General features: G+C 69.3%; 27 protein-coding genes and 1 CRISPR repeat array. Of the genes, 16 read left to right on the forward strand and 11 right to left on the reverse strand.

Features of this window, described 5'->3' with window-relative positions; genetic code table 11:
- Positions 1-2 precede the first annotated feature (2 nt).
- From cas1e to ACZ3ZD_RS31810, 3 genes are all read left to right on the forward strand, one after another.
- Positions 3-953, forward strand: a complete 951-nt coding sequence (gene cas1e, locus ACZ3ZD_RS31800; protein ID WP_467404979.1) for a type I-E CRISPR-associated endonuclease Cas1e — start codon at positions 3-5, stop codon at positions 951-953.
- Positions 950-1,303 carry a type I-E CRISPR-associated endoribonuclease Cas2e gene (cas2e, locus tag ACZ3ZD_RS31805; RefSeq protein ID WP_467404983.1) on the forward strand — a complete coding sequence of 118 codons (354 nt, stop codon included), beginning with the start codon at positions 950-952 and terminating at the stop codon, positions 1,301-1,303. The genes cas1e and cas2e overlap by 4 nt, the downstream gene beginning before the upstream one ends.
- A gap of 100 nt (positions 1,304-1,403) precedes the next feature.
- A CRISPR array of direct repeats spans positions 1,404-1,920; the repeat unit is 29 nt; unit sequence CTGCTCCCCGCGCCCGCGGGGATGGTCCC.
- A gap of 37 nt (positions 1,921-1,957) precedes the next feature.
- Positions 1,958-2,116, forward strand: coding sequence for a hypothetical protein (locus tag ACZ3ZD_RS31810; protein ID WP_467404986.1), 159 nt, complete (start codon positions 1,958-1,960; stop codon positions 2,114-2,116).
- Positions 2,117-2,429: 313 nt separating this feature from the next.
- Here ACZ3ZD_RS31810 and ACZ3ZD_RS31815 read toward each other — a convergent pair whose 3' ends face one another.
- The 3 genes from ACZ3ZD_RS31815 to ACZ3ZD_RS31825 form a co-directional block, all read right to left on the reverse strand.
- A complete protein-coding gene (locus ACZ3ZD_RS31815; RefSeq protein ID WP_467404990.1) occupies positions 2,430-3,023 on the reverse strand; it encodes a hypothetical protein in 594 nt (197 codons plus the stop codon).
- A gap of 25 nt (positions 3,024-3,048) precedes the next feature.
- Complete coding sequence (locus tag ACZ3ZD_RS31820; protein ID WP_467404993.1) at positions 3,049-4,005, reverse strand: NucA/NucB deoxyribonuclease domain-containing protein; 957 nt, start codon at positions 4,003-4,005, stop codon at positions 3,049-3,051.
- Between the two features lie 729 nt (positions 4,006-4,734).
- Positions 4,735-4,866 (reverse strand): hypothetical protein, encoded by a 132-nt coding sequence (locus tag ACZ3ZD_RS31825; RefSeq protein WP_467404997.1) that lies wholly within the window; start codon positions 4,864-4,866, stop codon positions 4,735-4,737.
- A 187-nt stretch (positions 4,867-5,053) separates the two neighbouring features.
- Here ACZ3ZD_RS31825 and ACZ3ZD_RS31830 point away from each other — a divergent pair, with 187 nt between their 5' ends.
- Together ACZ3ZD_RS31830 and ACZ3ZD_RS31835 are read left to right on the forward strand one after the other, a co-directional pair.
- On the forward strand, positions 5,054-5,311 hold the full coding sequence (locus ACZ3ZD_RS31830) for a hypothetical protein (RefSeq protein WP_467405000.1): 258 nt from the start codon (positions 5,054-5,056) through the stop codon (positions 5,309-5,311).
- A gap of 25 nt (positions 5,312-5,336) precedes the next feature.
- Positions 5,337-5,618, forward strand: a complete 282-nt coding sequence (locus ACZ3ZD_RS31835; RefSeq protein ID WP_467405002.1) for a hypothetical protein — start codon at positions 5,337-5,339, stop codon at positions 5,616-5,618.
- Positions 5,619-5,717: 99 nt separating this feature from the next.
- Here ACZ3ZD_RS31835 and ACZ3ZD_RS31840 read toward each other — a convergent pair whose 3' ends face one another.
- Entirely contained in the window at positions 5,718-7,217 is a 1,500-nt protein-coding gene (locus ACZ3ZD_RS31840; protein WP_467405005.1) for a hypothetical protein, read from the reverse strand.
- Between the two features lie 284 nt (positions 7,218-7,501).
- The gene (locus tag ACZ3ZD_RS31845) at positions 7,502-8,194 is read right to left on the reverse strand and encodes a TetR/AcrR family transcriptional regulator (protein ID WP_467405008.1); all 693 of its coding nucleotides are present in this window, start codon (positions 8,192-8,194) and stop codon (positions 7,502-7,504) included.
- A gap of 53 nt (positions 8,195-8,247) precedes the next feature.
- On the opposite strand from ACZ3ZD_RS31845, the gene ACZ3ZD_RS31850 reads away from it, so the two are divergent.
- From ACZ3ZD_RS31850 to ACZ3ZD_RS31860, 3 genes are all read left to right on the forward strand, one after another.
- On the forward strand, positions 8,248-9,366 hold the full coding sequence (locus ACZ3ZD_RS31850) for an FAD-dependent oxidoreductase (RefSeq protein ID WP_467405011.1): 1,119 nt from the start codon (positions 8,248-8,250) through the stop codon (positions 9,364-9,366).
- Between the two features lie 549 nt (positions 9,367-9,915).
- Complete coding sequence (locus tag ACZ3ZD_RS31855; RefSeq protein WP_467405014.1) at positions 9,916-10,398, forward strand: hypothetical protein; 483 nt, start codon at positions 9,916-9,918, stop codon at positions 10,396-10,398.
- A 162-nt stretch (positions 10,399-10,560) separates the two neighbouring features.
- The gene (locus ACZ3ZD_RS31860; protein ID WP_467405015.1) at positions 10,561-10,896 is read left to right on the forward strand and encodes a hypothetical protein; all 336 of its coding nucleotides are present in this window, start codon (positions 10,561-10,563) and stop codon (positions 10,894-10,896) included.
- On the opposite strand, the gene ACZ3ZD_RS31865 is transcribed toward ACZ3ZD_RS31860, so the two are convergent.
- A protein-coding gene (locus ACZ3ZD_RS31865; RefSeq protein ID WP_467405018.1) for an IS5 family transposase occupies positions 10,893-11,713 on the reverse strand; the annotation gives its coding sequence in 2 pieces (ribosomal slippage) (positions 10,893-11,371 and positions 11,371-11,713; 822 coding nt in all). The two genes, ACZ3ZD_RS31860 and ACZ3ZD_RS31865, sit on opposite strands and share 4 nt — an antisense overlap.
- A 283-nt stretch (positions 11,714-11,996) precedes the next feature.
- Here ACZ3ZD_RS31865 and ACZ3ZD_RS31870 point away from each other — a divergent pair.
- Positions 11,997-12,209: a cold-shock protein gene (locus tag ACZ3ZD_RS31870; RefSeq protein WP_467405283.1), complete on the forward strand. Its 213-nt coding sequence runs from the start codon at positions 11,997-11,999 to the stop codon at positions 12,207-12,209.
- Positions 12,210-12,310: 101 nt separating this feature from the next.
- Here the strand turns inward: ACZ3ZD_RS31870 and ACZ3ZD_RS31875 are convergent, their stop codons facing one another.
- Positions 12,311-12,553 (reverse strand): hypothetical protein, encoded by a 243-nt coding sequence (locus ACZ3ZD_RS31875; protein WP_467405021.1) that lies wholly within the window; start codon positions 12,551-12,553, stop codon positions 12,311-12,313.
- Positions 12,554-12,565: 12 nt separating this feature from the next.
- On the opposite strand from ACZ3ZD_RS31875, the gene ACZ3ZD_RS31880 reads away from it, so the two are divergent.
- From ACZ3ZD_RS31880 to ACZ3ZD_RS31890, 3 genes are all read left to right on the forward strand, one after another.
- Positions 12,566-13,018: a hypothetical protein gene (locus ACZ3ZD_RS31880; protein WP_467405024.1), complete on the forward strand. Its 453-nt coding sequence runs from the start codon at positions 12,566-12,568 to the stop codon at positions 13,016-13,018.
- 131 nt (positions 13,019-13,149) lie between these two features.
- The gene (locus ACZ3ZD_RS31885) at positions 13,150-13,383 is read left to right on the forward strand and encodes a hypothetical protein (protein WP_467405028.1); all 234 of its coding nucleotides are present in this window, start codon (positions 13,150-13,152) and stop codon (positions 13,381-13,383) included.
- Positions 13,384-13,637: 254 nt separating this feature from the next.
- Positions 13,638-13,838: a hypothetical protein gene (locus ACZ3ZD_RS31890; protein WP_467405031.1), complete on the forward strand. Its 201-nt coding sequence runs from the start codon at positions 13,638-13,640 to the stop codon at positions 13,836-13,838.
- Here the strand turns inward: ACZ3ZD_RS31890 and ACZ3ZD_RS31895 are convergent.
- From ACZ3ZD_RS31895 to ACZ3ZD_RS31910, 4 genes are all read right to left on the reverse strand, one after another.
- Complete coding sequence (locus ACZ3ZD_RS31895) at positions 13,835-14,236, reverse strand: hypothetical protein (protein ID WP_467405034.1); 402 nt, start codon at positions 14,234-14,236, stop codon at positions 13,835-13,837. The two genes, ACZ3ZD_RS31890 and ACZ3ZD_RS31895, sit on opposite strands and share 4 nt — an antisense overlap.
- Positions 14,237-14,960: 724 nt before the next feature.
- A complete protein-coding gene (locus ACZ3ZD_RS31900; protein WP_467405036.1) occupies positions 14,961-15,689 on the reverse strand; it encodes a 2OG-Fe(II) oxygenase in 729 nt (242 codons plus the stop codon).
- Positions 15,690-15,906: 217 nt separating this feature from the next.
- Positions 15,907-16,152, reverse strand: coding sequence for a tail fiber domain-containing protein (locus ACZ3ZD_RS31905; RefSeq protein ID WP_467405040.1), 246 nt, complete (start codon positions 16,150-16,152; stop codon positions 15,907-15,909).
- Positions 16,153-16,287: 135 nt separating this feature from the next.
- Positions 16,288-16,596, reverse strand: a complete 309-nt coding sequence (locus ACZ3ZD_RS31910; protein WP_467405044.1) for a hypothetical protein — start codon at positions 16,594-16,596, stop codon at positions 16,288-16,290.
- 552 nt (positions 16,597-17,148) lie between these two features.
- Here ACZ3ZD_RS31910 and ACZ3ZD_RS31915 point away from each other — a divergent pair.
- The 4 genes from ACZ3ZD_RS31915 to ACZ3ZD_RS31930 all read left to right on the forward strand — a co-directional run bounded on the left by ACZ3ZD_RS31915 (position 17,149) and on the right by ACZ3ZD_RS31930 (position 19,454).
- Positions 17,149-17,382, forward strand: coding sequence for a hypothetical protein (locus ACZ3ZD_RS31915; RefSeq protein ID WP_467405046.1), 234 nt, complete (start codon positions 17,149-17,151; stop codon positions 17,380-17,382).
- Positions 17,382-17,654 (forward strand): hypothetical protein, encoded by a 273-nt coding sequence (locus tag ACZ3ZD_RS31920; protein WP_467405049.1) that lies wholly within the window; start codon positions 17,382-17,384, stop codon positions 17,652-17,654. The genes ACZ3ZD_RS31915 and ACZ3ZD_RS31920 overlap by 1 nt, the downstream gene beginning before the upstream one ends.
- A gap of 82 nt (positions 17,655-17,736) precedes the next feature.
- Entirely contained in the window at positions 17,737-18,252 is a 516-nt protein-coding gene (locus ACZ3ZD_RS31925; protein WP_467405052.1) for a GNAT family N-acetyltransferase, read from the forward strand.
- An 83-nt stretch (positions 18,253-18,335) separates the two neighbouring features.
- On the forward strand, positions 18,336-19,454 hold the full coding sequence (locus ACZ3ZD_RS31930) for an IS630 family transposase (protein WP_467405054.1): 1,119 nt from the start codon (positions 18,336-18,338) through the stop codon (positions 19,452-19,454).
- Positions 19,455-19,465 lie beyond the last annotated feature (11 nt).

Genomic DNA, 19,465 nt, shown 5'->3' on the forward strand with positions numbered 1-19,465 from the left:
CGGTGACGACCGTCGGCCGCAAGCCCGCGAGCAGCCCGCGCGAACTGACCCGGGCCGCCGACCGGGCCAGTTTCATCTACCTCGAACGCTGCACCATCCACCGCGATGCCAACGCCATCACCGCCGAGGACGCCGAAGGAACCACCCACATTCCCTCCGCGACCATCGGCACCCTGCTGCTTGGCCCCGGCACCCGCATCACCCACCAGGCGATGAGCGTGCTCGGCGAAACAGGGGCCGGTGTCGTCTGGGTCGGCGAACACGGCGTGCGCTACTACGCGTCCGGACGGGCATTGTCCCGTTCGGCCGCCCTCGCCGAAGCACAGGCCGCCTGCTGGGCAAACCGCCGCACCCGCCTGAACACCGCCCGCGCGATGTACCGGCTCCGGTTCCCCGACGAGGACCCCTCCGGCTGCACCCGCCGGGAACTGCTCGGCCGCGAAGGCCGCCGCGTCAAGGACTGCTACCGCGCCCAGGCCCAACGCACCGGCATCCCGTGGCACGGACGCCGCTACACCCCCGGCGACTTCACCTCCGGCGACCCGGTCAACCAGGCCATCACCGCGGCGGCCCAGGCGATGTACGGCGTCGCCCACGCCGTCGTCACCGCACTGGGCTGCTCACCCGCCCTCGGATTCGTCCACTCCGGACACGAACTTTCCTTCGTCCTGGACATCGCCGACCTGTATAAGACCGAAGTGGGCATCCCTGTCGCCTTCGACGCCGCAGCCGTCTCACCCAAGGACGTCGGCGCGCGTACACGCCGTGCGCTGCGCGACCGCATCCACGAACTACGACTGCTGGACCGTGTCGTCGCCGACATTCGCCACCTTCTCCTGCCCGACGGCGCCACGCCCGCCGACTTCGATGCCATCGACGAGGTCACCCTCCAGTCCGACGGAGACGTGCCGGTCGCTGCAGGCATCAACTACGACCCTGGAGGCATCTGGTGACGGTCATCGTGCTCACCAACTGCCCCGCCGGTCTGCGCGGCTTCCTCACCCGCTGGCTGCTTGAAATCTCGCCCGGCGTCTTCATCGGCAATCCCTCCGCCCGCATCCGCGACGCCCTGTGGCGCGAGGTCCGCCAGTACTCCGGTCAGGGCCGCGCCCTGCTCGCCCACACCACCAAAAGCGAGCAAGGCTTCACCTTCCGCACACACGAGCACGCTTGGCATCCCATCGATCACGAAGGCCTCACCGTCATCCGCTGCCCTAACGACCGCGCGCCCGCCCCCTCGACAACCCCACCCCGCCCCGGCTGGAGCAAAGCAGCCAAACGCCGCCGCTTCGGCAACCGCTGACAGACCGAAGGGCTAAATGTCTAATTAGATGCAAATGCCGGTCTCTGTGAAAGTGCATGATTCTCGCTACCCACGGTCGTAAACCCGCAGGTCAGCAAGTCTGCTCCCCGCGCCCGCGGGGATGGTCCCGACTGGCACTACGCCTGGAGCGAGGCAGAAGGCTGCTCCCCGCGCCCGCGGGGATGGTCCCACGGCCGACGGCAGCGCGTGGGGCGGGCACCTCTGCTCCCCGCGCCCGCGGGGATGGTCCCGACGCCTCGTCGATCACCCCGAGCGGTTTCACCTGCTCCCCGCGCCCGCGGGGATGGTCCACGATCGATCGCTGTCGCCGCCGTCGACATCAACTGCTCCCCGCGCCCGCGGGGATGGTCCCTACGAGGACGTCGAGACCGCCGGCACCGACCTCTGCTCCCCGCGCCCGCGGGGATGGTCCCATCGACCTCACCACCCCGTAAGGGCCCCGATACTGCTCCCCGCGCCCGCGGGGATGGTCCCAACCAGGCCGCCGAACTCGCCGAGATCCTCGACTGCTCCCCGCGCCCGCGGGGATGGTCCCGCAGAGGTCGCCTGGGTGCCTCGCAAGTCCCTCTGCTCCCCGCGCCCGCGGGGATGGTCCTCAACCAGGCCAAGGCGGACCAGGACCCGGCCCAATGGATGCCGCCGGCGGCATCGGCGACCTGCCGCTACATCGCGGACTGGGTCACCGTGAAGACCCGGTGGGGCCTTGCCGCCGACCCCGCCGAACACGCCGCCGTCCAGAAGACCGCCGCGCGGTGCGACGGCCAGGAGATCACCGTCGTACTCGCCCGCTGAACCGCCACCGCCATCGTCTGGCCGCGCACACCAGAGCGCAGACGGACCCGAATGCCGGCGCGCGTCGGCTGGCCGGTGGCCCAAGCCTCCCGGTGTCGTCCGGACGGGCGGCCCCGGGCGTCCAGCCGCTCGGCGCCGCGCGCGACCGGGGCGGCCCACCGGAGCGGGGCCCGGCCCAGTGCCGCCCTGTTCAGGTGTCAGGGATAGTCCGGTGCACCGTCTTGTACGAGTCGGGGCGCGGCCGTGCCGCGGGTTCAGTCCGTCACGGCGACGAGAGCGACCAGCCGTGTCTGCCCTCCATCATGCTGGCCGTCTACCCGCCCAGGGAGCGGCGGAGGATGTCGTGTTCCTGGCGGTGCTGCCCGCGCGGGGTGTGGGTGGTGACGCGGGTCTGGTGGAACTGTTCGGCGCGTAGCTGGCTGCCGTAGTCGTCCGTGGCGCGCAGGAGTTGGGCCGGTGTGGGCGGGGCGGGCCAGCACTGGAGGAGGTAGTGCTCGGTGATGGTGTCGGGGGCGAGGTCGACGGCTTGGTCGCGGCCGCGGGCGTGGACGCGGAGCCGGTAGGTGCCGGGGCCGGTTGCCGCGAGGGAGGGGAGGTCTTCGTCCAGGTCGGTCATGAGGGGGGTGACCTGGAGGGTGCCGGTGGGGGAGCGGAGGGAGATCTCTGCGATCTCCTCCCACTCCCCGGCATCCGGCGCGGGTTCGTGGCGGTGGGCGGTGACCGTGACGTCGACGTCGCCGGTGTGGATGCCGGTGTGGATGGTGGCGTCGCCTGCGGTGATGCCGACGAGCCCGGTCTGTGAGGCGTCCGTCTCCTCACCGGCGACGGGCCCGCCGGGGTCGGTGACGAGGAACTGGTGGTAGTGGACGCCGACCGGGCCGTGCCCGGTGATGATGGGATCGGTCACTGCGGTTGCCCCTGCCGGTGGACGGTTACTTGATCCAGACCAGGAACCGGTCCTTCTCGATGATCCGGTTGTAGGTGTAGAAGTTGTTCAGGGCGTTGCCGCCCTGGCTGTTCTGCTTGGCGTCGATCATGCGCCAGCTGAACTTGCCGCTTCCGGTGGAAGCGCCCTGCCAGGTCGTGGCGAAAGGGTACTCGTCGCAGCTCTTGCCCCGCGGGCGGGGCCGGCTGGACGGGCAGGCCTTGTTGCGGTTCTTTGTGATCTTGCCCTTGTTCGTCAGCCGTGTCAGGTACTGCTTGGTGCCGTGCTTGCCGGGCAGCTTCTTCACGTCCTGCGCGTAGGCGATGTGCGTGGCCAGCTCCGGGTACTCGCCGCGCTTGTTGTACACCATCTCCGGGACGTAACCGGGGTTGATGCAGCCCACCTGTGTGGTGCGTCCGGGAAGCGCTGTGTCACAGCGCACGTCCGAGGTGGCCAGTTCGACGGGGGTGGATGAGCCCCAGGCCGGGTTGGTGAAGTGGTGCGTGATGACGGCGCGCCCGCTGCCCGTCTGGCCGCGCTGGCGGATGTTGATCGTGGTGTCGATGAAGTACTGGCCGTACGGGTCCTTGCTGGCGCTGATGGTCTGCGAGGGGAAGCTGCCGTTGGCGATCTTGCACTTGCCGCGGCAGGAGGCGGACCCCTGGGCCTTGGTGCCAGCCGTGCCCTGGCCCCAGCGCTGGTACTCCAGCAGCGCAACCTGATACGCCCAGCGGGACAGGGTACGGTCGGAGAACTCGTAGCCGACCATCATGTACTTGATCCCGCCGACCTGCTTGCCGCGGGTGTCGAGCACCTTGAGCTCGACGCCGAACACCCCGCATCCGTTGATACGGGTGATGTACCAGACGTTCGCGACGCCGTGGTCGTCGCACCAGTCCGGCCACTTCCAGATCGGGTCCCGCGCTGCCGCGCGCATGCCGTCGGTGACCTTGATGGGCTGCACGCACGCGGCGTACTTGTGCCGGGCCGACAGAGCCTGTTGCCGGGCGGTGGCGCACGCGCCAGCGTCTGTGCGGACGACGGTTTCACCGCTGCGCTGCACCTGCTGACCGGTGCTGTCTGGCGACGCTGCCGGAGCACCGGTGACCTCCGGCCGTTGGGTGCCGGCCACGGCAGCGTCGGATGGTGCTGCCGCCGCTGACGCGAGCAGTGCGCACAGGACTGCTCCTGACGTTATGAGCGTTCTCAAACGCACGAACTTTTTCTCCCCGTGAAGTGGTCACTTCAGAGTGACGCATGTGATGGTCACGTCACTCGCAGTGATCACATCACGGGAAGGGCGGGCATCAAAGGCATCTCTGAGACGAACTAGTGCACCGTATCGGACAGTTGACGCATGCAGGCGCACGTCGCGAGGTAGTCTGCCGCGCAACCGGGAGAACGGCGTCGGCCAGCCCTCGCCTACACCCTCGCCGCGCCCGTGCTGGCCGGCGCCGCCGGGATCGGCGGCTGGGTCCCTGCCACCAAGAGCGACGAGCCCAGCGCCGGACGCAAGATCCTGCGCTGGTCCCCACTGGTCCTGGCCGCCGCCCCGTCTCGCGCTGACACCCGCCACGGTCACGCCGTAGCCGACCGTGGCGCAGCCGGACGACGGCGCCGCTGGTGGCCACCGTTACCCGGTGGTGCCGGAGCGGGCCGCTCACCCGGCTCGGCGTCTGACCCGACCCCCGCTTCACTGACCCGCACCGTCGGCCACCGCTGTCACTGCCTGGTCCACCATCCACCGCTCGCCGGAAGCCTCGGCGGCCTCGGCCGCGCGGCGCCGCATGAGCGTCGCGGCCTCCCGCAACAGCGCCGCCGTCATCGCGCTCCCTCCGCCGGGCCCGTGACGGCTCCATTCTCACCCGCTGCTCCACCAGCCGCCCGGGCTGCCGGTGGCGTCCCGCAGCTGGCGCCCCCAGCAGGCCCCTGTCCAGTCGCTGACCGGTTCCGTGCTGCCCGCTGCGCAGGGCGGCTGATCGTGGTGCGCGGGCCTGGCAGGATAGTGGGAGGTGAATGAGACGGTGACGCACGACGAGCGGCTGCGGGACCTGGAGGCGGAGGCGTTCCGTACCGGCCGGACGCTGGAGCACAGCGAGCAGCTGACGACGATCCGCGAGCAGCAGCGCACCGCGTTCGGGAACATCGACTCCCTCGCCAACGCCGTCGGCGCGCCGGGAGAACGGTCGATCGCCGACCGCCTGGACACGATCGAGCGGGTTCTGTTCGCCTTGGCGCGTGCGCAGGGCGTCGACCCGGATGCCTTCTAGCTTCTCTGCTCGACGGGAGTTCCGCGTGCCGGAGGGCCCCATCGCACAGCCCGGTGCCGCTGCGCTCACCCGGCGTTTCGAGGATGTGGCGGAGCGGACGGACCGGGAGTTCGGGATCGTCAAGAGCGATCTGACCGCAGTGCGGCTGCAGGTCGGCAACCTTGATCAGAAGGTGGGGAACCTGGACGCGAAGGTGAGCAGCCTCACCGAGGAGGTCCGGGGGCTTTCCGGCAAGATCGACCGGAATCAGGCGCAGATCGTGGAGCTGCTGACCCGGCTCGTCGGCCGGAACCCCGACGCCGGCTGACCCCCTCCTTGTGGCTGTGGCCCGGGACGCACCAGCTGGTGCGTCCCGGGCCACAGCCGTCTGCGCGCGGGTCGCCACCCGGTACGAACGCTGCGTGGTTCACGGCCGGCGGATGCCGAGGTGGTGCCGGCTCTCGGCGACGAGCGTCTCCCAGCGCCTGCGTACGGTCTCCTCGGGCTCGAGCCAGCGGGTGGTGGAGGGGTGGGGGAGGGGCTGTCCGGCCATGAAGTGGGCGATGTCGGCGTAGTAGGCGTAGTCGCCGCTCTGGGCCAGTTCACGGAGCCGGCCGGCGGCTGTGCGGACCTTGTCGTGGTCGCCGAGGACGGCGTGGTGGAACGCGAGGACCAGGTCGAGCGCGGCTTCGGCCGCGGTGATACCGGCGTCGCGGCTCTCGGCGCGCAGGACGCGGGCGGCTTCGAGGCCGGGCAGGGTGCCGGCGTTACGGGCGAGCGCGGCGATCTGGAGCGTGAGGGTGGTGGCGCGGAGGTCGAGGCCGGTGAGGAGCTGCTCGGCGAGGTGGCTTTCGTCGTCCGCGGTGTCGGGGTCGGTGAAGGCGAGGACAAGGGCGCGGTGGGTCTGGCTGGTGGCGCGTTCTCCGGCGACGCCGTGCTGGTCGGCCTGGTCGCGGGCTGTGGCGTAGGCGGCGGCCGCGCGGTGCATGTCGCCGTGGGGCCAGTAGATGTCGCCTTCGACGCGGTGCTGGCGGCCGGCCCAGCCGAGGGTGCGGGCGGTGTCGTGGGCGGTGGGGAAGTCGCCGGCGAGGCGGGCGAGGTGGGCAAGTCCGCGTCGGGCGGCGGGGGCGAGGCGGCCGCCGCCCGCGGAGACGGTCTGCATCCCGTGTCGGGAGGCGGCGGAGTTTCCGAGGTCGCGGTGGGCCTTGGCGAGGTAGTAGAGGCCCATCTCGTGCAGGTCGGCGGGCAGCAGGTGGCTGTCGGTGACGGTGGTGAGCCGGGCGGCGGTGGTGGAGCGGTGTTCGTGCTGGCGGCGGGCGAGCGCGGCGAGGAGTTCGACCAGGGCGTCGGCCGGCGTCTCGAAGCCGTCGGTGCGGTTCGGCCGGGCGGGTGGGGCGATGGGCTCCCACACGGAGTCGCTGACGTAGGCCCAGGCGGCTTCGGCGAGCCAGCCCAGGGGGAGGCGGAAGTCCCGGGCGAGCGGGAGGCCTTGGCGCAGGCAGCCGACGAGCAGCAGCCGGTTGCGGCCGCTGTCTGGGGCGGTGGCCCACTTGGTGCCGAGGGCGGTCAGGGCGCGCTCCGCGGCGCGCGCCCAGTCGTCATCGGTCCAGCGGTCGTCGGTGGTGTCGTCGGCGCTGCGGATGGTGGAGCGGATCAGGCTGTGCAGGTGGTAGGGCCACACGCCGAAGGGGTTCTCGCGGACGAAGGGCCGCTCGATCAGCCGCTGGGCGGGGGCCTGGTGGGTGAGGCCGGCCGCGGTGGTGGCGAGGGTGAGGTCGAAGGCGTCGAGCAGGCTGACGGAGCGCAGGACGTGGCGTTCGTCGGGGGTGAGGTCGGACAGGGTGCGGGCGATCAGGGCGCCGAAGTCGTGGTCGAAGTCCGCAGGGACGGGTTCGCGGGTGCGGCGGATCTCCAGGAAGCGCAGCACGGACAGGTCGAGGTAGAGGGGCAGGCCGTGGGAGCGGTCGGTGATGACCTGGCGGATCTCGCTGCTGATGAGCGGCCGTCCGTCGCGGGAGAGCCGGCGGGCGAGGTAGTCGTCGCAGTCCTCGGGGGGGAAGTCGCCTTTACCGACTCTCGATGTGTGCGGGTGGACTCTGAACTGAGGTGATGCGTCGCGTAGATGTCCGTGACGATTTTGAGCCGCCCGTCAAAGCAGCGGCTTTTGCGCGTTGTCGGGTCGCTCGCCACTGGTCAGGTCAGGGCTGAGCGTCACGCCGACGGCCGGGTGAGTTTGGCGGCCACGGCGTCGAGGACCCAGTCCAGGCCGGTTGCGAAGGATGTCTCGGCGTCCACGTCTGTGCCGTCGTGCACGGCCTTGGCCAGCGCCGGGAAGCGGCCCGTGGCCAACATGCTCGTCACACGCGGGCCGTGGGCGCGCTGCCAGTCGTGCTTGGACAGGCCCGTGGCGCGCTCGGCCCGCAGGTTCGCGATCTCGCGCCTGATCGCGCCAATGAAGTAGGCGCTGACAGTCTCCACGGCGCGCATGACGGTGTCGACATGGGCGAGGCCGTCGAGGGCGGCCAGCGTGGCCTCGGTCACGGCGAGGCCGTTCGGGCCCAGGGCCGGGCGGCCGCCGAGCAGGTCGGCCAGCCATTCGTGACGGAGAGCGGCCTTCCTGGTGCGGTGGGCGAGGGCGCGCAGCGCCTCCCGCCAGTCACCGGGCTGCGTCTCGGGGAGAATCTCGGCGTGGACCTCGTCCACCATGAGGTCGAACAGGTCCTCCTTGGTGGAGATGTATCCGTACAGCCGCATCGGCCCGGCGTTCAGCCGGGCGGCGACCTTGCGCACCGACACCGCCTCCAGCCCGCCCTCGTCGGCCAGTGCGATGGCGGCGGCGACGATCCGCTCCCGGTCGAGCGGCACGGGGCGAGGCGGCGGCTCCGGCCGGTCCCACACAGTCATGGTGACATCGTAGTGTTGCGATACACCGTCATGGAACAATACAGTGTATCGGCATGAGACATCGCATCGCAGTGGTCGGGGGCGGTCCCGGCGGCCTTACCTTCGCCCGTGTCCTGCACCGCCATGGCTACCCCGTCGCGGTCCTCGAACGCGATCCCACCCCTGACGCCCGCCCTCCGGGCGGCATGCTGGACCTGCACGAGGGGCTGGGCCAGCTAGCGCTGGACAAGGCGGGGCTGCTGGCGGAGTTCCAGGCGCTGTCCCGTCCCGAGGGACAGGCCATGCGCATCCTGGACACGGACGGGACCGTCCTGCGCGACTGGCAACCCCACCCGGATGACCGGGCCAATCCCGAAATCGACCGCGGACAACTCTGTGACCTGCTGCTCGGCCCTCTCGACGTCCAGTGGGGGCGGGGCGTGACGCAGGTGGTGCCGGGGGCCCGGGATGGCGTACTGGTCCATTTCGCGGACGGGCGGCAGGAGACGTTCGACCTCGTGATCGGCGCGGACGGCGCCTGGTCCCGGATCCGCCCGGCAGTCTCGTCGGTGACGCCGCAATACACCGGCGTCACCTATGTCGAGACCTCCCTCGACGACGTCGACACTCGCCACCCTGACCTCGCCCGGTTGATCGGCGACGGTTCCGTAGCTGTGTACGGCGTGAACCGCTCCCTCGTCGCCCAGCGCAACAGCGGCGGCCACGTCAAGGTGTACGCCAAGTTCCGCGCGCCGCTGGACTGGCACACGAACCTGGACCTGGCCGACGTCGAGGCCGTGCGATCGAGCCTGCTGGCTCTGTTCGACGGCTGGGCCGCTCCCGTCCTCGACCTCCTCCGCCAAGGCACCGCCTTCGTCCATCGCCCCCTCTACGTCCTGCCCGTGTCCCACACCTGGACCCACGTCCCCGGGGTGACGCTACTGGGCGACGCCGCCCATCTGATGCCCCCCTTGGGGGCGGGCGCGAACCTCGCGATGCTGGAAGGCGCCGAACTCGCCGAGTCGCTCGCCACCGGCCCTGGAGACCTGGACGAGACCGTCCGCGCCTTCGAGGAACAGATGTGGGCACGGGCCAGCAAGTGGGCGAAGATCACGACGGCCGGTCTGGAACGCCTCGTGAGCCCGGACCCCGCCGAAGCCCTCGCCCTCTTCGACCAAGTCCAGCCATCCTGAGCACCAGCACTATCACCTCGCCACAGCTTCACGGGACAGTACGGCACCGCCGCGGTCCCTTCCGGCAAGACCACCGCCAGACGAACCCACGGACGTCTGCACTGAACGCAGCCCTCAGCCCGCTACCGCGAAAATCCGGTCCGCTCCTCTTCGCGGGCCTGTTCGAGAAGTTGGGCTTCGAGGTCGGCGATGCGCTTCTCGGCGAAGCGCAGGTTGGAGCGGGCGCCTTCGAGTCGCTCCTGGAGTGAGCGGTGCTCGCGCCAACAACAGCCGGGCGCACGGCCTGGGCGTGGAGTTCACCGACGTGGAGCACATCGAGATCGAGCTGTAGGCCGGCTTCCGCACAAGCGCCTCGTCCCCGGCTGTGACTGAGCGCCTCAGTCGGCGAGTGAGCGCGTGAGTTGGCGGCTGAAGTTGCGAGTTTGGGCGAGTTGGCCCCTACCGGAGGTAGCGCTGGCAGCCCATCTCGGACCCTGCCCGAGACGAGTCGGCGCCCTGTACCGTCCCAGGCGCAGCACATGCACGCTGTGGCTAGGGAGGGGGCCGACCGTGACCATCTACGACGATCACCCGACCGATCCCCGCCTGGAGGCAATCTCCCTGCGGGTGTCACGCCAGCACCTCCGGTACTGCTTCGACAATGGCATCGTGCCGCACATCGCTGACAGCCTGCGTGTCATGCAGGCCGCGTACGACGCCATGACCCGCTCCGGCGACCCGCTCGACGCGCCCGGCGAGCGCCTGTACTTGCTTTCCTTCGAGGGTTTGCAGACCTACATCAAGGTTGGCCGCGTCGAGAAGCGCCTCTTCCCCGAACGGCTCAAGGAGTACGAGCACGCTGCCGAGCTGGGCATGGTCGTCATCTTCGATGGCTGGGTGTCCAAGGCATGGCCGTCGACACGCCTGTGGGAGGCGAGGGCCCGCGACGCCATCGCGGCCGTGCCCGGAGTGCAACGGACTCACAAGGAGTACTTCTCCGGCATCACCTTCGAGGACGCCCTGGCGATCGTGCAGCGCGAACGCACAGCGTAGTGCCGCAACTCCCCACACGCTGTATGGGAGGGGGGAGGTGCTCAACTCGCCAACTAAAGCGCTCAGTCACACCGGCTGTGACTTAGAACCCCTAACGGAATGCCCTACGCGGACTTGAGGGCGTGCCCGGGGTCGTGAACGAGCGGTTGCTACTGTCCGGACGTGACCCTGACTGACCTCAACAACGGCTTTCGTGATGATGAGCAGCGGCGGCGCGTCCAGAGGGTCGTTCACGATCGCCTCGCAGACGACCGTGACCCGCAGGAATGCCGCTTCCTCATGCGGTTCTGGTGGCAGCTGGTCATGTCATACCAAGAGGTGTCGATGGACGAGCTCAGCCGGAACGTCGGCAAGCCGAAGCTGGACGTGATCGAGGCGCTGATCAGCGCCATCAGGTCGTCCCATGCCGACATCGACGCCTGGATCACCACCACACAGCAAGTCTTCCCGGTGATCCAAGATCGCGGCTTCAGGGCTGCCCAGGACAACGACAGTTAACGCGGCCGGAGCTTCTTCAGCCGTCGCCAGCAGATGATGCTGCAAGCGAGGCTGAGGAAGGCTTCGTGGATGTCATCGCGTATCTCCCAGCGGATGCGCAGGCGGCGGAACCAGTGCAGGTGGGCGAACGCTCGCTCGACGACCCAGCGTTGGGTGCCCAGGCCGGAGCCGTGCTCGGTGCCGCGGCGGGCGATCTGCGGCTTCACGCCGAGGTCCCAGACCAGGCGGCGGTACTTGTCATGGTCGTAGCCGCGGTCGGCCAGCACCACATCAGGGCGGCGCCGGGGCCAGCCGCGCTTGCCCCGCACGGGCGGTACGGCCTGGAGGAGCGGGATCAGCTGGGTGACGTCGTTGCGGTTGCCGCCGGTCAGGGTCGCGGCGAGCGGAATGCCCGTGGCGTCGGTGATCAGGTGATGCTTGCTGCCCGTCCTGCCCCGATCGACGGGGCTTCGTCCGGTCTTGGCTCCCCCTTTAAAGCCCGGATGTGGGAGCCGTCGACCGCCGCCCGGGAGAAGTCCAGGGCGTTCGCGCCGCGGAGCTCGGCGAGGAGGACCTCGTGCAATCGGGGCCATACGCCGGCCTCGGTCCACTCGGCCAGGCGGCGCCAGCAGGTCATGCCCGAGCCGAAGCCGAGTTCCTGCGGCAGGTGTTCCCAGGAGATCCCGGTGTGCAGGACGAACAGGATGCCCTGGAACACCAGCCGGTCCGGATGCCGCTTGCGACCCGGATGCCGGATCCGACGCTCGACCTTCGGCAGCAGTAGCTCGATCACCGCCCACAGTTCGTCGTCGACTTCCCACGGCTTCGGCCGAGCCACCCGCACCCCCAGATCACAAGTCCCGGAGTGATCCAACCACCTGGAAGATCATTTCGTTAGGAGTTCTTAGCGCCACAGGTGGCGGATGAGCACAGTAGTTGGCGGCGCGCTATCTTGCGGCTGCGGAGGTCTCGACCGGCCTGCCCGCTCGCAGCAGGCCCTTCGGCTGGCAGTGCGTGACGGCGCTCATCTTCGGGCAGCACGTCCCATATACGGCCATGGTGGCCGCATGCCATGATCCACTTGGTGGCACTGGGGCCGCCGCACAATTCTTGGGGTGAACATGTCCGACCGGCAGACCGGCATCGTGAAGTGGTTCAACGACGAAAAGGGGTTCGGCTTCATCACGCCGGACACGGGAGGTGACGACCTCTTCGTGCACTTCAAGTCCATTGAGGGCAATGGCTTCAAGTCCCTCAAGGAAGGTCAGCGGGTCTCGTTCACCGCTGAGCGCGGGCAGAAGGGCATGCAGGCGGCGCAGGTCCTCCCGGAGTAACTACCACCGCAGACAGTGAGTGCCGTAGATGGCGAAACTCGCCATCTACGGCGCTCAGCCACACCGGCATTGAAGCTGTCGGGGGCGAGACGCTTCGCATCCTACGGAAGGGCCGTCGGTCGGGTCGTGCGCGCGGCACGACGGCGTGCCCACCAGGACAGCCGCGGCGCGGTGGCGGCGTTGACGGCCCGGCCGAACGCCTCCAGGGCGGCCTCCAGGCGCGCGGTGTCCTCCACGTCGGACAGGGCGTTCAGCAACTGCTCGGTGGTGGTGACGACGGCCGGGTCGGAGCAGCGCATGAGCGGGGCGGCGGCGGTGGCGGCCCGGGTGAGTGGCTCGCGCACGGCGGCCACAGTTTGCTTGCTCGCCACCCGTTCCCGGCTCAGCAGCTCGGCCGCGCGACCGAAGCCTACGAGGCCGCTCTGCACGTCGGTACCGCCGGCGATTCGGGCACGGGCGGCACCGCCGGTGAAGGCGAGCACGGCCAGCAGGAACGTCCGGCCGCGCTCGGCCGGCCCCTCGACCTTCTGGCCGGCGCCCGCATCACCACCACCCGGCGCGACACCTTCGACGTCGGTGCCGCCCTGCGCCGCCTCGCCGCCGACGCGGCCGCCACGGCGGCCGAGCCCCACCCGGACATGGTCCGCGCCGCCCAGGCCGGCCAGCGACTGTCCGTGGTCTGCCGCTGGATCCTGAACAAGCCCGACGCCGCCGACCACGTCGACCGTCTCGCCCAGGAAACCGACAAGCCCGATGACAACCGCCACCTGGCGACGGTGCACTCGTCTTCGCCTGCCTGCTCTATCTGACCGACCACCGCGAAAGCGCTCAGTTCTGGTGGCAGCTCGCCGCCGGCGCCGGCCACCGCGCCGCCGCCTACTGCCTGCACCTGTACCACCTCGCCCTCGGCGAGACCCGCGAAGCGCGGCACTGGCTGCATGTGGTCACCGACGACGTCCTCGACTCGGAAGCCCCCGACAGCGCCTTCCTCGCCACCCTGGAAGCGGTCGCGATGTACGTACGCAAGACCGGCTCCAGCCTCGCCAGCGCCCCCACCGGCGGCCTTGAGATGGAAGTCGACCGCCGGGCCACCGCCAAGGCCGGCTCCTGCATCATCGTCCAGCGTCCCGACCGGCGTCTTGCAGACCGGCTCCACGACTTCACCCGCCGGTAACGGCGTCACCTCGCGACAGGCCGACGGCAGGTCCCAGCACAACATCTGGGGGTCGCACGGGGCGCAACAGCCCATCAACCACTACATCTTGGGAATGAGGGGGCCAGCAGGCGTCCGAGTTCCCAACACAGCTGTCGTAGGCTCCGCTGAACGCGCAGAAGGAGCCCTGCATCCCCAACGGGTTTCTCAGGCCACGAGTTGGGAGGGCTCCCTGCGCGGTGTCCCCGCACGCCTTGAAACGAGAGGAACTCCGTATGGACGACAGTAGCGCGAAACGACCGCCCAGGCATCGGCATCGTCTGCTCAGGCAGTGCGCCGATGCGATTCGCGATCTGCGCAAGTGGACCTCCGACCAGGACCGCAGCGTTCCGGGCGAGTTCCTGCGGGGCGCCGCGTACAAGCTGGGCAGCGGCGCCGTAACCCTGCTCATCCTGTGGTGGGAGACCCACCACTAGGGCCGGTGGCGGGCCCACCTGGTGGGCCCGCCAGACCCCGGCGATCTCGTGGCCGGAGGTCCGCCGTGCCACGGCCACGGCGTCCACGAGCGAACCAGGTGGCGGCTGCCGGGCTTGTCCTGCTCCCCGTCAGCCATCTTCTGCTTTAACTCCGTGAGGTCTGCGTAGGTGGCGGCGTGCACGATCTCCAGACGGGTCACCGCCGACTGCACGTCGTTGCGGCGCATGTCGCTGACCGCGAATTCCAGCAGGACGGCCACCGTCATGTTCTGCTTCCACATGCGTAGTTCGGCTTCGTCCACCAGCTGCAGGTCGCTGAACATGGCCAGAGCGACGTAGCGCTTGCGTGCCCGCTCCTGGCGACGTCGGCGCAGCAAGCCGGCGCCGGGCCGGTCCATCGTCCAGCCCGGCTCTGGCGTGCCGGGGAGCGCCTGGAGAGCCTCCTGGACAGCTTGCTGCGTCGCCGCGGCTCCGTTGTCCGTGCCGTCGTCCGGCAGCAGCTCAGCAGCCTTCCTGAGCCCCAGGTCCGACTCGGCCCCCTGGCTCCCGAGGCCCTGGGGGCATCCGCGTGACGCTACCGGCGGAACCGGATGAGTCGAACCGTGCGATGGGTGAATTGCTGGGCGGTGATGCCGGGGCGTACCGCATCGCCCGCGCTGAACCTTGGCAGCGTCTCGACGGAGTTTGACCGACCGCCCGCGACTGGTGGCGGAGTCGGTCGACGTTCAGTGAGAACGGTCAAGCTTCAGTGAGACGGGACACCCGCCTGAACAGTCCGGCCGATCTGTGTCATCGCCCCCCCCGTTTTCCCAGGTGGACACGCTCACTGTGTCACTGTTGAGCTGATCTGTGTCATCGGGCAGCGGGCCGGCACCAGGACCCCGCAGCGCTCCCGGGTCAGGGTCTCTGGGTCCTGGGACCAGCGTTCTCCCTGGTTGTCCCGTGACACTGAACCTTGACCGATTGACACCGAACGTTGACCGGCGCGCGTTTCTGCCAGTGAGGGTTGACCGGCTGGGCCAACGGGCCGGACGCTCGAGTCCCGGGAATCACACGGCCTCGCCTCGAACGAGTCCGACTGACGGGACGCATCCCGCCAGTCGGACTCGGGGACGGTGTGTCTCACGGGCTCGCGTCATTCCCGCGGTTCGCGGGGTCGGGGCTGCACAGCCAGCCGTTGATGGCGAAACGGCTGTCCGCGTGCTGCTTGCTCGGGCAGCTGACCGGCCGTACTTCATGCCAGGCAGTGGGGAGGAAGAAAACGATGCTGTCGTGCTCGGGCTCCCAGTCCCGCCAGGTACGCTCCTGCCATCTCCCGGCTGTCTCGGTGTGCAGTGGCAGAGCCGCGTCGAACACACGCAGCTCGCCCCCATCGAAAGGCCGGGGTGTGCGATGAAGGTAGTACACGAATGTGAGCAGACGTCGTGGGGCGAACTCGGCGCTGGTGTCCTGGTGCGGCCGGTAAAAGTCCCCGTCGTTGTGCGCGTTGAGGCTGTAGCTGGGTTCGGCGTACTGGCAGGAGACTCCGAGAGTGTGCTCGACGGCCTCCAGCACCTCGTCGATGGCCGCCATCAGCTCAGGCGCGGTGAAGTCGTGGCGCGAGCGGGACCGGCGAAAGTCGGGGACCAGCTCTCGGTCGCGGATCATGGAGGGCTGCAACGTGTCGCCAGCGGAGGCGATGGCGCGCTCAAGTAAGGCGCCGGCCGTCTGCTCACCCAGGAACTGGGTGATGCGACAGACCGTAACCGGAAGCCGCCAGACCGCGTCCGTACACACCGGTGACCGCAGATCCATCGCCTGGGATGGTCCCGTCACGGTGTCGTGTCGTGCCAAGGTGTCCTGCCTTGTCATGGTGTCTTGCCTTCTGGATCGCGATGAGTGTTCCGCACGGACCGACTCCCCGGCCTTCTGAGGGAAAGGAGACGACTGGGGGCCGTGCTCGGCGAGGGCGGCGACTGGGGGCAACTGTCCTTCCCCGGGCGGGCGGTGGAGATCACAACAGGCCGTCTGGCGTCATCATGGGGCCCCGAACGTGTTCATGTCGCGGCTTTCTTGCAAACGATCCACTTCAGCCGTGAGCTCTTCCACGCGGCGGTGCAGTGTCTGGATGCACATCAGTGGCGACGCCGAGGCTGTCGACGACGGCGATGGTGGTGTCGTCCTGGTTGAAGCCGGAGGCGGCGTGCCAGTTCTGGGCCATCGGTCCCAGGTGACGCGCGCCTTCGGGCTCCCAGAGGTAGCGCCAGGTACTGATAGGCAGCGCGGCCACGGTCTCCAGGACCGCATAGCCGTCGAACGGGCCGTCCGGCGCCACACCACTGCTCTCCCGCGCCTCGGCTCGAGGCCGTGCAGGGGCACCGCGGTCAGCCGCCCGGCATCGCCGACGGAAAATCCGCACCGCTTCCGGCTTCAGTCGACCGGGACCACGCCTTGCTCGAGCGCACGGTCGCTAGCAGACGGAGCATGGGTTGCCGGGGATACCGGGGCCCTGGTCAGTGCCGATCGTGATCGCTCCGTGGGCTCCGGCCGGGGCGTGAACGCCGTCGCCGACCATTGCGGCTTCGTAGCCGCCCAGCAGTTCTTGGAGGGTTCCGGGGCCCAGGTTCTCCGGGGCAGCGATCGCAGCGATGCCGTCGTAGTCCGTGTAGGCCGTCCCCAGCGTCCTGCCGCCCATGGTGGCGAACACGATCTTCGCGCCGCGAATGGGCTCCCCCGTCACCGCGTCGGACGCCATCGCGTTGATGTTCTCCAATTGCATCTGGGTGACATTCAGGCTGGCCTGGCTGGCCGTGAGCCTGGTCGGCTTCAGGCTGGGGCAATCTGCCCCGCTGCACGACGGCGTCGCCGTGGGGGCGGCGGAAGCAGGGGCACCACTTCCTACTCCCAGCGCCGCCATAGCCACGGCCATTGCCGAGACAGCCATACGCCCCGAAGACCTCACGTCCCACTCCCATGCATCAGCGACTGGTGCCACCCCATCCGGACGGCACGCAGACTGTAAGGACGCCCGCAGCGGCGATACCGCATGAAAATCAGAGATGCCTTCTATCGGGTGAACTGTCGGCCAGGGTGCTGACTTGGTCCGTCAAGGTTCGATGGCACGAACTGGGCAGTGGTCAATCTGCAATGGCAATCGGTCAAGATTCACTGACATGGGACACTGGTGGCCGCGGAACGCGCCGGAAGCTGGGTCCACCTGGGTCCTGGGTCCGCACCCTCGTACGAGCCGGTTCGTCCGGAGCGGTCCCTACGGCCCGGGGTGGCCGATACCGTTGGAGCAGACGCCAGTTCCGCCCTCCTGGAGCCCTCGATGAGCGAACAGCCGGCCACCGCCGACCACGCCCGGCAGCAGTTGGAGCCCGCGGCCGCCGACGCGGTCCGCGCGTACGCGGCGAAGACCCGTGAGTACGCCGACCGGCTTGCCGCCGTCCTGGAGGACATCGCAGAGAACGGGCTGCCCTCGGTGGAGGACTGCACGCCGTGGGAGGAGCTTCGCGAGGCCCACCTCGCCCGCCTCGCTCGACAGCGCCCGGCCGTCGCCTGATGGCCCCGCAGCACGGCCCGCGCCGCGCCCGGATCGCGTTCTCCGACTCCGCCGCCAAGCAGCTGGAGAACATCACCAGCGAGGCGGAGATCCACGCCCTGGACCGCGCCCTGGTCGTCCTCTCCGTCGACCCCGACGTCGGCGAGCCAATCCCCGGCGACACCACCGGCCCCCAGCTACGCCAGTACGCCGACGAGGTCGAGTCCGTGCACGTCCTGTACTTCGTCACCGCGCTGCGCACCGTCGTTATCTGTGATTCGGGTTGCGTTTGAGCAGGTAGAAGCACTTCTGCGGAGTGAGGGACGTTAGGCACTGCCCGGCGTCGGGGACACGTTCTGACGGTATCTTTGCCGGATGCCAGAGTTGATCGCGCCCACTATCCGCCTGCACGCCGCCTGGCTTGAGGCCCGCGCTGAGTGGGGCCCGGGTCAACACGAGGACGGCTTTGGGCTGGGTCCGTCCGATGAGGTGGACTCGGCCGCGGGGTTTGCGGCCTGGGTGCACCGGCTGACCGACCAGTCGGATTCGGCGAAAGCGACCGACGCGATGCGGTGCATCTATCGGTGGATCGTGGAGGGTGATCGAGTGCTCGGCGGAATCGCACTGCGATACGGCAGCAGCGACTACGTGTCGTGGGCTGGAAACATCGGCTATGGGATCAGGCCGTCCGCGCGGCGGCGCGGTTTGGCCAGTTGGGCGGTGGGCCAGCTGCTCGATGAGGCGCGGGCGCTCGGCCTGGATCGGGTGTTGGCCGTCTGCGCGGTCGACAATGCCGCTTCGGTGAAGACCATCGAGCGGTGCGGCGGCGTCTTCGAGGACATCCGGGACACCGAGTTCGGTCCCGCGCGACGTTACTGGATCAAGATCTAGTGCTCTGACCACTTAGGTTCGCCGGGGCGGCGGCTTCGGCGGTTGGATGTGCGGTGACGTCCGATCCGACTGCTGGGGGTGTGGTGGCTGAGCCTGTCCGTGTGCGCAGGTTGACCGACCAGGAGGGGCAGAAGCTGCAGCAGATCGGGCGTCGGGGCAGTACCAATTCGGTGCGGTTCCGGCGCGCGACGATGCTGCTGGCCTCGGCCGGCGGGAACCGGGTGCCGGTGATCGCGAAGCTGGTGCAGGCCGACGAGGACACCGTCCGAGACGTGATCCACCGGTTCAACGAGATCGGCCTGGCCTGTCTGGACCCTCGATGGGCGGGAGGTCGTCCCCGCCTTCTCAGTCTTGACGACGAGGACTTCGTCGTCAAGACGGCCACCACCCGCCCGACCAAGCTCGGCCAGCCCTTCACCCGCTGGTCAATCCGTAAACTCGCCGTCTACTTGTGCCGCATGCACGGCCGCATGATCTGGATCGGCCGTGAGGCGTTACGGTGCCTGCTCGCCCGCCGCGGCACCTTCCAGCGCACCAAGACATGGAAGGAGTCACCCGACCCGGAGCGTGACGCCAAGCTCGACCGTATTGAGCATATTCTGGAGCGATTCCCGGGTCGCGTGTTCGCGTTTGACGAGTTCGGGCCGCTTGGTATCCGGCCCACCGCCGGCTCGTGCTGGGCTCCTGCCGGTCACCCCGAGCGGCATCCCGCGACCTACCACCGCACTCACGGGGTGCGGTACTTCCACGGTTGCTACTCGCTCGGCGACGACAGGCTGTGGGGCGTCAACCGCAGGAAGAAGGGCGCCACGAACACTCTGGTCGCGCTGAGGTCGATCCGCGCGGCCCGCCCGGACGGCGCCCCGATCTACGTCATCCTGGACAACCTCTCCGCCCACAAGGGCGAGACCATCCGGCGCTGGGCAAGGAAGAACCGCGTCGAGCTGTGCTTTACCCCCACCTACGCGTCCTGGGCCAACCCGATCGAGGCCCACTTCGGACCGCTGCGGCAGTTCACTCTGGCCAATTCAAACCATCGCAGCCACCCCGCAGAGACCCGGGCCCTGCACGCGTATCTGCGCTGGCGCAACGCCAACGCCCGTCACCCCGACGTGCTCGCCGCCGAGCGCAAGGAGCGCGCCCGCATCCGCAGCGAGAAGGGCATCCGCTGGGGCGGACGCCCCCTCGCTGCGACAGCCTGACGGGCTACCGC

The sequence above is a fragment of the Streptomyces sp. NPDC023481 genome (assembly GCF_055560195.1).